The organism is Bradyrhizobium sp. HKCCYLS1011 (assembly GCF_051167795.1).
Lineage (GTDB): Bacteria > Pseudomonadota > Alphaproteobacteria > Rhizobiales > Xanthobacteraceae > Bradyrhizobium.
This window is the reverse complement of record NZ_JBNPTT010000001.1, coordinates 690,818-706,463: the sequence shown is the minus strand read 5'-3', so window position 1 is coordinate 706,463 and position 15,646 is coordinate 690,818. Positions and strand designations below refer to the sequence as shown.

The following is a 15,646-nucleotide window of genomic DNA, read 5'->3' as shown; positions in this document are numbered from 1 at the left end:
GCGTAGGATGAGGAACGCCATGGTGGCAGCAACCCAGGCCGGGACGTATGACCGGCCCCAGACGGCGAAGAAGCCCTGGTACAAGATTCTCTATGTCCAGGTCCTGATCGCCATTGTCATTGGCGTGTTGGTCGGCTGGCTGTGGCCCAGCGTTGCCACCAACGACTGGGTCAAGGCGCTTGGCGACGGCTTCATCAAGCTGATCAAGATGGTGATCGCGCCGATCATCTTCTGCACGGTTGTGTCGGGCATTGCGCATATTCAGAATGCGAGCAAGGTCGGACGAGTCGGCGTCAAGGCGCTGGTCTATTTCGAGATCGTCTCGACCTTTGCGCTGGTCATCGGCCTCATCGTCGGCAATCTGGTCCCGATCGGACACGGGCTTGCCGCCAAGCCGGATGCCTCCGCAGTCGCCAATTACGTGAAGCAGGCGGAGGCTCAGAAGACCGTCGATTTCGTCCTCAACATCATCCCTGACAGCGTGGTCGGCGCATTGGCGCGCGGCGACATCCTGCAGGTCCTGTTGTTCGCGATCCTGTTCGGCTTTGCGCTGATGGCGCTCGGCGAGCGTGGCCACCGGCTGCGCGATGTGATCGACGATGCCGCGCATGCGGTGTTCGGCGTCATCGCGATCGTGATGAAGGCGGCTCCGCTCGGCGCGTTCGGCGCCATGGCCTATACGATCGGAAAATTCGGGCCCGCCGCGCTCGGCAACCTGATCGGCCTGATCGCGCTGTTCTACCTCGCGGCCGCTCTGTTCGTGGTGCTCGTGCTCGGCCTGATCGCCCGCTTCATCGGCTTTTCCATCTTCAAGTTCATCGCCTACATCAAGGACGAGCTCCTGATCGTGCTCGGCACCAGCTCGTCGGAAAGCGCGCTGCCGCAGTTGATGGAGAAGCTCGAGCGGCTCGGCTGCTCGAAGCCGGTGGTGGGCCTTGTGGTGCCGACCGGCTATTCCTTCAATCTCGACGGCACCAACATCTACATGACCTTGGCGACGCTGTTCATCGCGCAGGCGCTCGGTGTCGATCTGAGCTTCAGCCAGCAGCTGACCATCCTGGTCGTGGCGATGCTGACGTCGAAGGGCGCAAGCGGCGTCACCGGCGCGGGCTTCATCACCCTTGCGGCGACGCTGTCGGTGGTCAGCCCGGCGCTGGTGCCGGGCATGGCGATCGTGTTCTCGATCGACAAGTTCATGAGCGAGGTGCGTGCGCTCACCAATATCACCGGCAACGGCATCGCTGCCGTGTTCGTGTCGTGGTGGGAAGGCGAGCTCGACCATGAGCGGCTGCAGAAGCGCCTGAACCAGGAGATCGATCCCTCCGACGTCGAGACCGCCGTCACTACCGGCTGAAGCCTCCACCGTCTCGCAGATATGAAAACGCCCGGCTGGATGGCCGGGCGTTTGCTTTTGAGAGCGTTGTCTGGCCGGTCGATTACTGCCCGCCGCCGAAGCGGCGCGACCACCAGCCGGCGCGGCGCGGTCCGGGCGTCTCGCTCGGCGCCGTTGCGGCTTCCGTGGCCTGCGGTTCGGCAGCAGGGGCGGGCGGAGGCGACGATGGCTCGCTCGCGCCGACATCGACCATGGGGGCGGGCGCGTCCTGCTTCGGCTGCGTGAAGAAGCTGACCTTCTCGCGAACCGTCGAACGGCGCGGCGTCTTGTCCGACTCCGCCCTTTGCGGCTCCTCCTGCTCGGCCTCCTGCGTGACGACGGGCTGCGGAGCAGGGACGGGCGCCGAGGCGACCGGTTCGTGATCCGTTGCGCCCGCTGTCGCCTCGGAGCTGGCCGAATCCGGCTCGCCAGGCGCCTCTTGATGCAGAGCTCCGCCGTTGCCATCGAAATCAGCAACGGCCGTCTCGACTTCGGACGCCGCAGGCGGCGCGAGATCATCGGCGATCGAGGCCGCGAGCCCGTCATCGGCGCCACCGCGGCGCCGCCGCCCGCCACGCCGGCCGCGCCGCCGCGGTCGGCGTTCGCCGTTGGGCTGGTCGCCCTGCGGCTCGCCGTGAGCGAAGGCGGGCTGCTCGTCGGCATCCTCGTCGTCGGTTTCGGCGTCTTCGGCCGTCAGATCCGCGGCCTGGCCCGCTTCGGATGGATGTGCTGCGACGGCTCCCTCGGGCTGCGCGCCTTCGCGCGCTTCGCCACCTCGGCCGCGCCGGCGCCTGCGACGCCTGCGACGCGGGCCTTCGCGCTCGCCTTCGCCATTGGCACCATCCGCGGTCGTCTCGTCAGACAGACCTTCGGTCTCGTCCGTCTCGACCTCGGACTCGGTCTCGAGATCGAACGGCTCATCTTCGTCCTCGACGTCATCGGCGACCAGCGCCGGAGCGGACGCCTGCGCAGCGACCAGCGCCTTGGCCGCTTCGAGCGTATGCACCTGCTCGCCGCGGTCGATCACGAAGGCCTGCTGTCCGCTCACCGTCGGATCGGCGATCACCGCGAGCGAAACCTTGAAGCTGTTCTCGAGATCGCGCAGATGGCCGCGCTTGTGATTCAGCACGTAGAGCGCAACTTCCGTGCGGGTGCGCACGACAAGGTTATGCGTCGCGCCCCGCATCAGCACCTCTTCGAGGCTGCGCAGCAGCTGCAGCGCGACCGACGACACCGAGCGCACATGGCCGGTGCCGCCGCATTGCGGGCAGGGCTCGGTCGAACTTTCCAGCACGCTTGCGCGGATGCGCTGGCGCGACATCTCCAGCAGGCCGAAATGCGAAATCCGACCGACCTGGATCCGTGCGCGGTCCTGCCGCAGACAGTCGGAGAGCTTGCGCTCGACCGCGCGGTTGTTGCGCTTCTCGTCCATGTCGATGAAGTCGATCACGATCAGGCCGGCGAGATCGCGCAGCCGGAGCTGGCGGGCGACTTCCTCGGCGGCCTCGAGATTGGTCTTGAGCGCGGTGTCCTCGATATGGTGCTCGCGGGTGGCGCGGCCTGAGTTGACGTCGATCGAGACCAGTGCCTCGGTCTGGTTGATCACGATGTAGCCGCCGGAGCGCAGCTGCACCGTGGGCGAGAACATCGCATCGAGCTGGCTCTCGACCCCCATCCGCGAGAACAGCGGCTGGCCGTCGCGATACTGCTTCACCGCCCGCACGTTGGACGGCATCAGCATCTTCATGAAATCGTGTGCCTCGCGGTAGCCGGCCTCGCCGGCGACCAGGATCTCGTCGATCTCCTTGTTGTAGAGGTCGCGCAGCGAGCGCTTGATCAGCGAGCCTTCCTCATAGACCAGGGTCGGCGCCTGCGACTTCAAGGTCATGTCGCGGACGGTTTCCCACAGCCGCAGCAGATATTCGAAGTCGCGCTTGATCTCGGGCTTGGTGCGGTTGGCGCCGGCCGTGCGCAGAATGACGCCCATGCCCTCCGGCACGTCGAGATCCTGCACCACTTCCTTCAGGCGCGAGCGGTCCTGGGCCGAGGTGATCTTGCGGCTGATGCCACCGCCGCGCGCGGTGTTGGGCATCAGCACCGCGTAACGGCCGGCCAGCGACAGGTAGGTCGTCAGCGCCGCGCCTTTGTTGCCGCGCTCTTCCTTGACCACCTGGACCAGCATCACCTGGCGGCGCTTGATTACTTCCTGGATCTTGTACTGGCGGCGGGGACGGAACGGCCGCTCCGGCACCTCTTCGAGCACATCGTCGCCGCCGACGGACTCGACGACCTCTTCTTCGGCCTCTTCGCCGTCCTCGTCTTCGTCGTCATGGTGGTCGTCACCGCGGGCGACACCGTTCTCATCCTGCGGGACGATGCTGACGCCGCTGCCCTCATGCACCTGTTCGGTATCGGCGGCGGTGTGCTCGTCATGGACGTGGTCATCATGATCGTGCAGGTCCGCGCGCTCCGCGCCGTATTCGCCTGCAGCATCGGCTTCATGATGCTCGGCGCCCGGCGCCATGGTCAGATTCTCGGACCCGACTACGGGGATGTCGGACGGTGCCTCACCCTCGGCTCGTTCGGCAACGGCGCTCCCTGCGGCGTGCCAGCGTTCGTCATGCTCCTCATCATGGACGTCGTCGTCCGGATGATCATCATCCTCATCATGATCATGGTCGTCGTCGTGATGATGGTCGTCACCGGCATGATGCTCGTCGACCTCCCGCGCCTGGTGGAGACCGGCTTCGCCAAAGCCCTGCACTCGGTCGGATTCGGCATCGTCGTCTTCACCGTAGCCTTCGTGGTGGGCCTCGAAGCGGTCACCCTCGGGTTCGTGCGCGTGAGGCTCCAGATCGTGGGGCTCCACATCATGGCTCTCGAGATGATGCTCCTCGGGCTCATGGCCTTCGGCCTGCGGCATCGCTGCTGCCGCCTCGGTCCCCTCGACGATCTCGCTCTGGACGCGCTCGCCGCTGCCGCGACGTCGCGAACTGCGATGGCGATTGCGACGCCGGTTCGCGCGGCTCTCGTTTTCTTCCTCGGCTTCGCGATGCGCGCGCTCTTCGGCCTCGATCAGCGCCTGCCGATCGGCAACCGGGATCTGATAATAGTCGGGATGGATTTCGCTGAACGCGAGAAAGCCGTGGCGATTGCCGCCATATTCCACGAAAGCGGCTTGCAGCGAAGGTTCGACCCGCGTGACCTTGGCGAGGTAGATATTGCCGCGCAGTTGCTTGCGTTGGGCAGTCTCGAAATCAAACTCCTCGACGCGATTGCCGCGGACGACAACCACCCGGGTCTCTTCCGGGTGGGTAGCATCGATCAACATCTTGTTGGGCATATTGGAACTCTTGAAGGCGACGGACGCGGCTGGCCGCGAGCGCGTGGCGCGCTGTCGGACGACGCGACGGTCCACCTGATTCGGGGGTGAGGGGAAGGCCTAAACGCCTAACACTGCGCCGCGCCGACCGCAGAACCCGCGGATCGATCCGCCGGGCGGGACCTTGGCCCCGCATCGGTGCGGACATCCCGCGAGTATTGGTCGGCAATACAGTATGGCGCATCAAGCGTCGGCCCGTCTGAACACGTGGGCGGCAGTGGGTACCGCCGGTCTCATGCTGAAGGCCAGATTGCGCCGAAACGCTTGCCTTGGATTTCGATACCAGCCCCGTCGAGGGCGTGGTATCGGGCTATGCCGTGTCTGGCGCAGCGCCTGGGCGTCTCGGAATGAGTGGCCCTGGGAACCGGCCCCGCTCGGGTGCGTCACCGACCCTCAACGAAAACCGCGCGGGACGCGCAGGTTCTGAGGAGGGACGGGTGCTGGAATCCTCGCGCTTTTCGATCGTCTAGAGCACGAAGATCCGGCGTGGCACCGGGGAGGCTGAACGCGACACAACCGGCAGTAAGTATGAGTCTTCAGCCTCTTGTACATACGTGGAATGGAGAGTGCGTGCAAGGGAGGCGTCGCGGAACCGCAACAATCGCCGCAATTTACCCAATTTGAGGGAGGTGACTAAAGTTGGCATTTAACCCTGTGGTTTGATTGCGCTAAGAGAGCATGCGGAGGCGTGGAATCGTTGGCTGACCGGGCAAATCGTTCATTTTGGCTGGGATGCGCATGTCTGTGCGTCACGGAAATGTTATGCGCTGGCAATACCGCAGTATGGGCGCAGACGCCTGTGCCGGCCATTCAGGTACCGGCCATCCAGGCGCCAGCCGTTCCGATCGCCTCCGACGCCAGGCTTGCGGGTGATTCCCGGCAGACCCGCTTTGTTTTGGACCTGGATAAACCGGTCGCATTTCGCGCCTTTGTGCTGGGCGACCCTTATCGGGTGGTCGTCGACTTGCCACAGGTCAGTTTCCATCTTCCGACCGGGGCGGGCGCCGGCGGGCGCGGCTTGATCAAGGCGTTCCGTTACGGACTGGTCCTGCCGGGCGGCTCGCGAATGGTATTCGATGTCACCGGCCCGGTGCGGATCACCGCCGCTTCCGTGCTCGACTCGGTCAATGGCCAGCCGGCCCGGCTGGTGCTGGAGTTGGAAGAGGTGGATCAAGCCACCTTTGCCCAGTTGATTGGGACCGAGAGCCGCCCGCAGCCGACGCAGGCCCTTGCGAATGCCGGCGCGATCGGCTCATCGGGTGGTCCGCCCTCCATTCAGGCGCCCGCGGCCACCACGCCGGCGACCCAGGCGCCTGTTGCTCCTCCCGATGGACGGCCGGTGGTCGTCATCGATCCCGGCCACGGCGGCGTCGACAATGGCACCCAGACCGGCGAGGTTCCGGAGAAAGACCTGGTGCTTGCGTTCGGCCTCGCGTTGCGTGACCGGCTGGAGAAGACCGGCAAATACCATGTCGTCATGACCCGCGACGACGACACCTTCATCCCGCTCGGGGATCGGGTGAAGATCGCGCAAAAGCAATCAGCGGATCTGTTCGTCTCGATCCACGCGGATGCCCTGCCACGCGGCGAAGGCACCGCCCAGGGCGCCACGATCTACACGCTGTCCGACAAGGCCTCGGACGCCGAAGCCGAGCGGCTGGCCGAGGCGGAAAACCGCGCGGACGCCATCGGCGGCGTCAATCTGACCGACGAGCCGACGGATGTCGCCGACATCCTGATCGATCTGGCGCGGCGCGAAACCCGAACATTTTCCAACCGGTTCGCCCATCTTTTGATGAATGACATGAAACCCACGGTGCATATGCATAAGCGGCCGCTGAAATCCGCTGGCTTCCGCGTGCTCAAGGCGCCCGATGTCCCGTCGGTGCTGGTCGAACTCGGCTACGTCTCGAACAAGGGTGACATGGGTAACCTGATCTCGGAGAGCTGGCGTTCGAAGACGGCGGACGCGATGGCCCGTGCCGTGGATTCGTTCCTGGCCAAGCGTATCGCCAATGCATCCGGGCCGCGTCCGGAGCCCAAATCGCCAGCCCGGCCAAAGCCCTAGTTTGGCCACAGCAACCGCCTTATAAGCGTACCGCGAGTGATTGGGAATCGGGACAGATTCCACTCTGGTGAACTTGTGATAGGCTTGCCTGTGCAAGGTTCCTAAAGACGGCTCATGCGGCGTCATTGCCGCCCGCGTGGTTCTTGACCGATGTGCCCTGTGAGGCGCTGGATGTCCGAGCCGAGAGACGAACGAGAGTTGAAACGGATATTTGCCGATGCGCTTTCTGGTGCGGTTTTTTGGCTTCCTGTTCGCCGCGGGGACTGTCGTTTTTCTGGTCGGCGTGGCCGGGGTCGCCGGGCTGATCTGGCATTTCTCCAAGGATCTGCCGGACTACTCGCAGCTGCAGGATTACGAGCCGCCAGTGATGACGCGTGTCCACGCCGTGGATGGTTCGCTGGTCGGTGAATATGCCAAGGAGCGGCGGCTGTATCTGCCGATCCAGGCCGTTCCCAAGCTCGTGATCAATGCGTTCCTCGCCGCCGAGGACAAGAATTTCTACGAGCATGGCGGCATCGATTTTACGGGCATGGCGCGCGCCGCCGTCGTCTACGCACAGAACTTCGGCTCGAACCGCCGTCCGCAGGGTGCGTCCACCATCACGCAGCAGGTCGCCAAGAACTTCCTCCTGACCAACGAGGTGTCGTTCACCCGTAAGATCAAGGAAGCGCTGCTCGCGATGCGCATCGAGCGAACCTATTCCAAGGACAAGATCCTCGAGCTCTATCTGAACGAGATCTATCTGGGCTCGGGCGCCTATGGCGTGGCGGCTGCTTCGCTCGTTTATTTCGACAAGTCCGTCAACGAGCTCACGGTGGCCGAAGCGGCCTATCTGGCGGCGTTGCCGAAGATGCCGGGCAGCCTGCATCCGATCCGCAACCATGACCGCGCCATCGAGCGCCGCAATTACGTGGTCGATCGTCTGCTTGAGAACGGCTGGATCAAGCAGGCCGATGCCGACAAGGCGCGCAAGGATCCGCTGACGATCGCAAGCCGGAACACCGGCGCCCACATCTTCGCCGGCGAATATTTTGCCGAGGAGGTTCGTCGCGACATCTTCGAGCGCTATGGCGAGAAGAAGCTCTACGAGGGCGGATTGTCGGTGCGCACCACGCTGGATCCGAAGATCCAGGTCATGGCGCGAAAGGCGATGGTCGCGGGCCTCGTCAAATACGACCAGGAGCAGGGTTGGCGCGGGGCGGTCAGCAAGATCGACGTGTCCGGCGACTGGGGCGTGAAGCTGGCTGATATCAAGTCGCTTGCGGATATTTCGCCATGGCGCATGGCCGTGGTGCTTGAAATCAGCGACCAGTCGGCGCGGATCGGATTCCAGCCTGGCCGCGAACTCGGCGGCGCCGTCAGCAAGGAACGGCAGACCGGACTGATCACGCTCGACGGTGTCAGGTGGGCGCGCGCTGCCTCCGGCAATCTGCGCGGCAAGACGCCGACGGCGGTGTCGCAGGTGCTGCAGCCGGGCGACGTGATCTATGCCGATCCGCTCTACAAGGAAGGCAATCCCGTAGAGGGCCAGTACCGGCTCGAGCAGCTGCCTGAAGTCTCTGGCGCCATGGTTGCGATGGATCCCAACACCGGACGCGTGCTCGCGATGGTCGGTGGCTTCTCCTTCGATCAGAGTCAGTTCAACCGCGCGACCCAGGCCTATCGTCAGCCCGGCTCGTCGTTCAAGCCGATCGTCTATTCGTCGGCGCTCGACAACGGCTACACGCCGTCGACCCAGGTGGTCGACGCGCCGATCGAGATCGACCAGGGGCAGGGCGGCGGCGTCTGGCGTCCGGAGAACTTCTCCTCGGGCAAATATCTCGGCCCGACGACGCTGCGCAACGCGCTGCGGCTGTCGTTGAACACGGTCACCGTGCGGCTGGCTCAGGATATCGGCATGCCGCTGATCTCCGAATATGCCAAGCGTTTCGGCGTGTATGACGAGCTGCCGAACTATCTGTCCTACGCGCTCGGCGCCGGCGAGACCACCGCCATGCGCATGGTGACGGCCTATTCGATGATCGCCAATGGCGGCCGCCGCGTGAAGCCGACGCTGATCGATCGCATCCAGGACCGCTATGGCCACACCATCTTCAAGCACGATGCCCGCGAATGCCGCGGCTGCGACGCGCCGGATGGCTGGCACAATCAGGCCGAGCCGCCGCTTGTCGACCGTCGCGAGCAGGTGCTGGATACCATGACCGCCTACCAGATCACCTCGATGTTGGAAGGCGTGGTCAATGCGGGCACCGCAACCGCCCTCAAGGAGGTTGGCAAGCCGATCGCCGGCAAGACCGGCACGACCAACGAGGCCAAGGATGCCTGGTTCGTCGGCTTCTCGCCGGACCTCGCAGTCGCCATCTACATGGGCTACGACAAGCCGCGTCCGCTTGGCCGGGGCAACGCGGCGACCGGCGGCCATCTGGCGGCGCCGATCGCGCGCGATTTCATGAAACTCGCGCTGGCCGACAAGCCGGCGACGCCGTTCAAGATCCCCGCCGGCATCAAGCTCGTCCGCGTCGATTCCAAGACCGGCATGCGCGCAGGTCCCGGCGATTCCGGCCGCACCATCATGGAAGCATTCAAGCCGGGCACGGCGCCGCCGGATAACTACTCGGTCATCGGAGTCGCCGATGCCGATCAGCGCGGTGTGGGTGCGATGCCGTCTCAGAGCGGCGGCCAGCCGGACAATGGCGGCTTCTTCATGCGGCCGGGGACGGGCAGCCTGTATTAGCGCGGTGTGAAACCGGTCAGTTCGCGACGCACTGCGGTTGCGCTTTGCGTCGTGCACCGCTACATCCCGGTGTAGGATTGTCGCTGCGGCTGTTGAGCCGCGGCTCGAAGAGAGCGATATGCGCGCTGAGATCGAGAAAATTGTAGAAGAGATCAAGCAGTCGGTCGGGCTGCTGAGGAGGCATCTTTGACGTCGAGACATCGACGGCAAGGTTGGCCGAGCTGAACAAGCTCGCCGAAGATCCCAATCTCTGGAACGACCCCCAAAAAGCGCAGCGGCTGATGCAGGAGCGGACCTCCCTGGAGGATTCGCTGACCGGCATCGGCAAGGTCGAGCGTGAGCTCAACGACAACATCGAGATGATCGAGCTCGGCGAGGCTGAGAGCGATGCCGGTGTGGTCGCCGAAGCCGAGAATGCGCTGAAGGACCTGAAGAAGGAGGTCGCGCGGCGCGAGCTCGAGGCTCTGCTGTCCGGCGAGGCCGACAAGTTCGACACCTATCTCGAGGTGCATGCCGGCGCCGGCGGGACCGAGAGTCAGGACTGGGCGCAGATGCTGCTGCGCATGTACGCGCGCTGGGCCGAGAAGCACGGATTCAAGATCGAGTATCTTGAGGAGTCGCAGGGGGAAGAGGCCGGCATCAAGTCGGCGACGATCCAGATCTCCGGCCACAACGCCTATGGCTGGTTGAAGACGGAGGCCGGCGTGCACCGGCTGGTCCGGATCTCGCCCTTCGACTCCAACGCGCGGCGCCATACCTCGTTCTCGTCGGTGCAGATCTTCCCGGTCATCGATGACTCCATCAAGATCGACATCAAGGAGTCTGATGTTCGCACCGACACGATGCGGTCCGGTGGTGCCGGCGGCCAGCACGTCAACAAGACCGAATCCGCGGTGCGGTTGACCCACATTCCGACCGGCATCGCGGTGGTCTGTCAGGCCGGCCGCTCCCAGCACAAGAACCGCGCGCAGGCGTGGGACATGCTGCGGGCGCGACTCTATGAGATCGAGCTGAAGAAGCGCGAGGAGAAGGCCGCCGCCGAACAGGCGGCCAAGACCGACATCGGCTGGGGTCACCAGATCCGCTCCTACGTGCTGCAGCCCTATCAGATGGTGAAGGACCTGCGCACCGGTGTGCAGACGTCCGATACCGCCGGCGTGCTCGATGGCGATCTCGACGAGTTCATGGCCGCGACTCTGGCACAGCGCGCCTTTGGTACCACGCCCGGAGCGGAAATCGAGGACGTGGACTAACGCGCCGGTCTGGCGATGGGCTGGGTCGCGACATCGGTTCGGCCCCGGGCACTCAACGCGAGCTGCGCTGCCAGCGCTTCTGCCAATCCGAAAACCGCCCGCTGTCGTGGTCGCTGCCATGGCGCACCGCGTAGGCGGTGCCGTCGCTCGCCACCATGATGACAGCGTCAAGCCCCTTGGCACGGCGCAGGGTCTCGACCGCTTGCTGCGGGGTCTGCGCGATGGGACCTGCGACATTGAACGAGGTGTTGACGGACATCTCGACTCCGACATGACGCCCCATCGCCTTCAGATAAGCGTGGGTCAAGGGATCACAGCCCTCGCGCACGATCTGGATGCGTCCGGTGCCGTCGGCGTGGATCACAGCCGGGATCCTGTCGCGGGCATGCGGCTTCGCATGCGCCGTCAGCACCATGTAGTTGTAGGCGTTATAGTCGGCGTCTGACGCCCCGTCCTCGAGCACGAAATGGTCGCGCGCCGCCTCCAACGTCGCCATTGGCGCCAGCGGGCGGATCGCCTCGCGATACTTCACCCGCGCATTGAGATGCTCGCGGACATCGGGATCGCAGGGGTTGGCGAGGATGGAGCGGTGGCCGAGCGCGCGCGGTCCGGTCTCGCCGGCGCCCTGATAGAGCGCGATCACGCCGCCTTGCGCGACCATGAAGGCCATGAGGTCGGCGACTGCGTCGCGTCCGGTTGGAGTTGCGACTTCGCCGATCTCCTCGGCCGCGATGTCATCGGCGCTGAGCGCGGCTTCGATCTCCGTCCGCGCCGGCGCCAGGCCGCAATAGAAGGCGTGATCCAGCGGCGCGCCGCGCGGGGCGCCCGCCAGATGCGCAAACAGCCATGCCGCGCCGATGGGAACGCCGGGATCGCCCGGCACCGGCGGCACCCACAGATGCAGGCGCGCCTTGCGCGCCTGTGCTGCCGCGAACCAGCCCTCGTCGAAATGTTCGAGCAGCCGCATATTGCCGACCGCATTCAGCGCCACGCCGCCGGTCAAGATCAGCCGCCGCGCTCCCGTCGTGCGCAACAGATGATCGACAACATGGATGAGCGCGTCCTCGAACACCATCTGCGTGGCGGCGGCCTTGTCGAGCCGGTCCTGGGTATCGGCGCGATGCTGGATGTCTTCGACACGCAGCACGGCGTCGGGATTCCACAGCTGCGACGGTCCGAGCGGTGCGCCGAGAATGTCGATCAGGGCAGGGTGGTAGGGCTCGTCGAATGGCGAGGCGTACCAGTTGGCGAGCGCGCGGTTGAGCCTGACCTCGCCGCTGTCGGTGAACACCAGCACGTCCCTCAGCCGCTGATAGTAGCGATTGCCGGCGCGATCCATGTTGCCCCAGGCTGCGGCGCCCATGTAGCGGCCCTCGCAGGAAAGCCAGGTCCAGCCGCCCTGGGTCGAGGCGATCACGCTGTAGAAGGCGCCGAGACCGTCGAACATGCTGTCGTTGCAGGACAGTTTCCGCAGTGCGCCGCCTTGGGCTTGATAGAGCGACACCGAGCCGCGATCGCCGGTGCCGTCGAGCACGGCGATGGCGACCGGCTCGTCGCCATCGGCATAGGGTGAGGCGGCATAGGAGAACCAGGCGTGGTTGTCATGATGCGGCATCATGATCAGCGGCACGCGCTCAGTGAGACCCAGCTGCCTCGCCAGGATCTTCGGCGTCCGCGTCATCGTGTCCATGCGGCGCGCGTCGAAGCCGGCAGCCTCGGTGGTGCGCAGCAGTTTCAGGCTCTCCGGCGCCTCTTCCAGGATGGTGTGGGCCAAGGTGCCGGCGAGCGCCGGATAGTCCCACGTGGTGAGCCAGGCAAAGATATCGGCAACGTCGCGGCCCATGCCGCGCAGCGCCGCGACCATCGCATCGATCGAGGCACCAGGATATTCGCTGGTGTGCTTGTTGCCGGAGAAGCGCTCCTCCTCGTTGTTGAGGATCAGCTGCGGACCGTCCGCCAGCGTCACCTCCACCAGCGCCATGCCGGAATTGTGCGTGCCCGGCGGGCCGAGGCCGGCGAGATAGAGCGTCTCGCCGCGCGCGAGCCGCTCGCGCGCCTCGGCCAGCCGTGTATCCGCGAAAGTCGAGCCGAGGCGGTGGAAGCCGGCGCGCGCGAACAATTTGGTTGCCAGCCATTCGGCTGCGCCCCCGGCCGCGGCACCAAGCCGGGGATGCTTCGGTCCGATGCGCCGGATGATCTTCGACGATCCAGGCTGGCTCGGCTGCATCAACACGAGAGCGCCGGCTGTTATTTTGTGCCGAACATGCGGTCGCCGGCATCGCCGAGACCGGGCACGATATAGGCGTGATCGTTGAGCTTCTCGTCGATCGCGGCGGTCCAGATCGAGATCTCCGGATGCTCGCTCTGGAATTGCGCGATGCCCTCGGGCGCGGCCAGCAGGCAGACGAAGCGGATGTCGCGCGCCCCGCGCAATTTCAACAGCGCGGCCGCGGCGCAGGCGGAATTACCGGTCGCCAGCATCGGGTCCATCAGGATCACGGTGCGGTCGGAGAGGTCCTGCGGCGCCTTGAAGTAATACTCCACCGCCTCCAGCGTCTGCGGATCACGGTAGAGGCCGATATGGGCGACACGCGCCGAGGGCAGCAGCGCCAGCATGCCGTCGAGGAAGCCGACGCCGGCGCGCAGGATCGGCGCCAAGGTCAGCTTCTTGCCCGCGATCTTGGGTGCCTTCATCGGGGCGAGCGGCGTCTCGATGTCGACCAGCACCAGCGGCAGGTCGCGCGTGACCTCGTAGGCGAGCAGCATGCCGATCTCGTTCAGGAGCTCGCGAAAGCCTTTGGTCGAGCGGTCGCGCTCGCGCATCAAGGAGAGCTTGTGCTGGACCAGCGGGTGGTCGACGACGTGGAGATTGGCTGATGTCATGGGTATGACTTACCGGCTTTCGCTCGGCTGCGCCAGCGGCTGCCGGAGCGGGCCTGCGCAGAAAATCGGCCGGCGTCTCACGGGCAGATCGCTCCCGGACCGCTTCACGGCAGCACCTCGCGGCGATCGGCGAGCAGCGCCTCGGCGTGGCTGCGGCGTTCGGCCAGCAGGCCGCCGCTTGCAGCTTCGATCAGATTGAGCAGCACCTGCGCATTGTTGAGCCGCGGCAGCACGACGTAATCGGCTCCGGCATCATAGAGATCGTTGACGTCGGCGATCAGGTCGGCGGTCGCCACGATCTTGGCAGTGCCGTTGATGGCGCGGACGTGCCGCACCAACTTCTCGTTGCTGGCGCCCTTGAGCAGCGCGTCCGGCACGCTCAGGACGATCAGCTCGGCATGGCCGATGCCGGCATGAACAAGCGTATCGACATTGCTGATGTCGCCATAGGTCACCTGGATGCCGCGCTCTGACAGTGTCCTGAAGACCACGGGATTGAAATCGATGACGCCGATCCGGTCCAGCAGTGCCGGCTGGTTGCGCTCGATCTCGGCCAGCAGTGCGCTCGCGGTGCGGAAGAAGCCGAGGATTACGATCGGCCGCCCGGCGCCATGGCCGGCCTTGTCTCCGGCCTCATGGGCTTGCCCATGATCGAGGTCGCGCAGGCCGAGCCGCTTCAAAAGCGGAATCGTACGGCGGGTGATTGGATCCGAGCGGACGATCACGAAGGTCGAGAGCACCGCCAGCACGACGAAGGCAAACGAGGCCGCATTCGACGTCTCGCCGCGCAGATGGCCGGCGGCGACGCCGGTCTGGATGATGACCAGCGAGAATTCGCTGATCTGGGCCAGATTGATCGCGGGCAACAGGCTCGCGCGCAGGCCCTGCCGCATCAGGAAGAGCGGGGTGAAGGTCGACAGCAGCCGGCTTGCGACCGTGAACGGCGCAACGATCAGCGCCAGCCCGACCACCGACATGTTGGGGACGGGAATGGTCATGCCGAGCGCGACAAAGAACAGCGTGATGAAGAAGTCGCGCAAGGTGGTCACTTTTGCGGTGACGTCCAGCGCGTAAGGGAAGGTCGAGAGTGAGACGCCGGCGACCAGCGAACCCATCTCACGCGACAGCTGCAGCTGCTCGGCGATCTCCGCGATCAGGAAGCACCAGGCGAGCGCGCCGAGCAGGATCAGCTCCGGACTGCGCGCGACGCGATGAAACAGCTGCGGCAGCACGTAGCGGCTGAGCAGCAGCGCGATCGCGACCAGTGTGCCAGCGCGGGCGAAGGACAGCAGGATCACGCTGATCTGGAGATTGTCGAGGCTCGGCTGCACCGCCAGGAACAGGATCGCGAACACGTCCTGCAGCACCAGGATGCCGAGCGTGATGCGGCCGGGCAGGGTGTCGAGCTCGCGCTTCTCGTAGAGCACCTTGACGATGATCACGGTCGAAGACAGCGCGCAAGCCACGCCGAGATAGAGCGCGTCGTAGTGTCCTTCACCCATGGCCACGCCGACCGCGATGAAGAACAGCAGGCCGAGCAGGGCGCCACCAATGATCTGTACGCCGCCCGCGATCAGGATCACGGGACCGGCACGGATGATCTTCTTGAGATCGATCTCGAGACCGATCATGAACAGCATGAAGATCAGGCCGAGCTCAGAAATGACCGAGATCGAGTCCTGGGACTTGACCCAGCCGGTTCCAAATGGACCAATGACGAAACCCGCGATCAGATAAGCGAGAATCGATGGTTGCCGCGAAAACTGCGCAGCCAGCCCCAGCACCCACGCAAACAGGATGCAGAGCGTGATGTCCCCAATCAGTTCGTGCATGAATCCAGCCTCACCGCGGCAATTCAAAGCCGCACCAGACTCAAGAATTGCTAGTGCACTTCGATTCCGAAGTCCGCAGACGAAGCTGCCGCGATTTGTTGCGAATTTCGGACCCGGAGCAC

Annotated in this window: 8 protein-coding genes; 4 read left to right on the top strand and 4 right to left on the bottom strand. The window is 65.0% G+C overall.

Going from position 1 to position 15,646, the window contains the following annotated elements:
* Nucleotides 1-19: 19 nt before the first annotated feature.
* A complete protein-coding gene (locus tag ACQR1W_RS03245; protein WP_008966865.1) occupies nt 20-1,354 on the top strand; it encodes a dicarboxylate/amino acid:cation symporter in 1,335 nt (444 codons plus the stop codon).
* A gap of 82 nt (nt 1,355-1,436) precedes the next feature.
* Here ACQR1W_RS03245 and ACQR1W_RS03240 read toward each other — a convergent pair whose 3' ends face one another.
* Entirely contained in the window at nt 1,437-4,715 is a 3,279-nt protein-coding gene (locus ACQR1W_RS03240; RefSeq protein ID WP_434849455.1) for an Rne/Rng family ribonuclease, read from the bottom strand.
* A 736-nt stretch (nt 4,716-5,451) separates the two neighbouring features.
* Between ACQR1W_RS03240 and ACQR1W_RS03235 the strand changes: the two genes are divergently transcribed.
* From ACQR1W_RS03235 to prfB, 3 genes are all read left to right on the top strand, one after another.
* The gene (locus ACQR1W_RS03235) at nt 5,452-6,822 is read left to right on the top strand and encodes an N-acetylmuramoyl-L-alanine amidase (protein WP_434849454.1); all 1,371 of its coding nucleotides are present in this window, start codon (nt 5,452-5,454) and stop codon (nt 6,820-6,822) included.
* A 217-nt stretch (nt 6,823-7,039) separates the two neighbouring features.
* Complete coding sequence (locus ACQR1W_RS03230) at nt 7,040-9,556, top strand: penicillin-binding protein 1A (protein ID WP_008966862.1); 2,517 nt, start codon at nt 7,040-7,042, stop codon at nt 9,554-9,556.
* 118 nt (nt 9,557-9,674) lie between these two features.
* Nucleotides 9,675-10,809 (top strand): peptide chain release factor 2 gene (gene prfB / locus ACQR1W_RS03225; RefSeq protein WP_434849453.1). Its coding sequence is split into 2 segments (ribosomal slippage): nt 9,675-9,743 and nt 9,745-10,809, totalling 1,134 coding nucleotides; the frame shifts between segments, so codons are not numbered across the junction.
* Nucleotides 10,810-10,861: 52 nt separating this feature from the next.
* Here prfB and ACQR1W_RS03220 read toward each other — a convergent pair.
* The 3 genes from ACQR1W_RS03220 to ACQR1W_RS03210 form a co-directional block, all read right to left on the bottom strand.
* Nucleotides 10,862-13,036, bottom strand: a complete 2,175-nt coding sequence (locus tag ACQR1W_RS03220; protein ID WP_434849716.1) for a carbamoyltransferase C-terminal domain-containing protein — start codon at nt 13,034-13,036, stop codon at nt 10,862-10,864.
* A gap of 20 nt (nt 13,037-13,056) precedes the next feature.
* Nucleotides 13,057-13,692 (bottom strand): uracil phosphoribosyltransferase, encoded by a 636-nt coding sequence (gene upp, locus ACQR1W_RS03215; RefSeq protein ID WP_434849452.1) that lies wholly within the window; start codon nt 13,690-13,692, stop codon nt 13,057-13,059.
* Nucleotides 13,693-13,796: 104 nt separating this feature from the next.
* Nucleotides 13,797-15,524: a cation:proton antiporter gene (locus tag ACQR1W_RS03210; RefSeq protein ID WP_434849451.1), complete on the bottom strand. Its 1,728-nt coding sequence runs from the start codon at nt 15,522-15,524 to the stop codon at nt 13,797-13,799.
* Nucleotides 15,525-15,646: the final 122 nt, after the last annotated feature.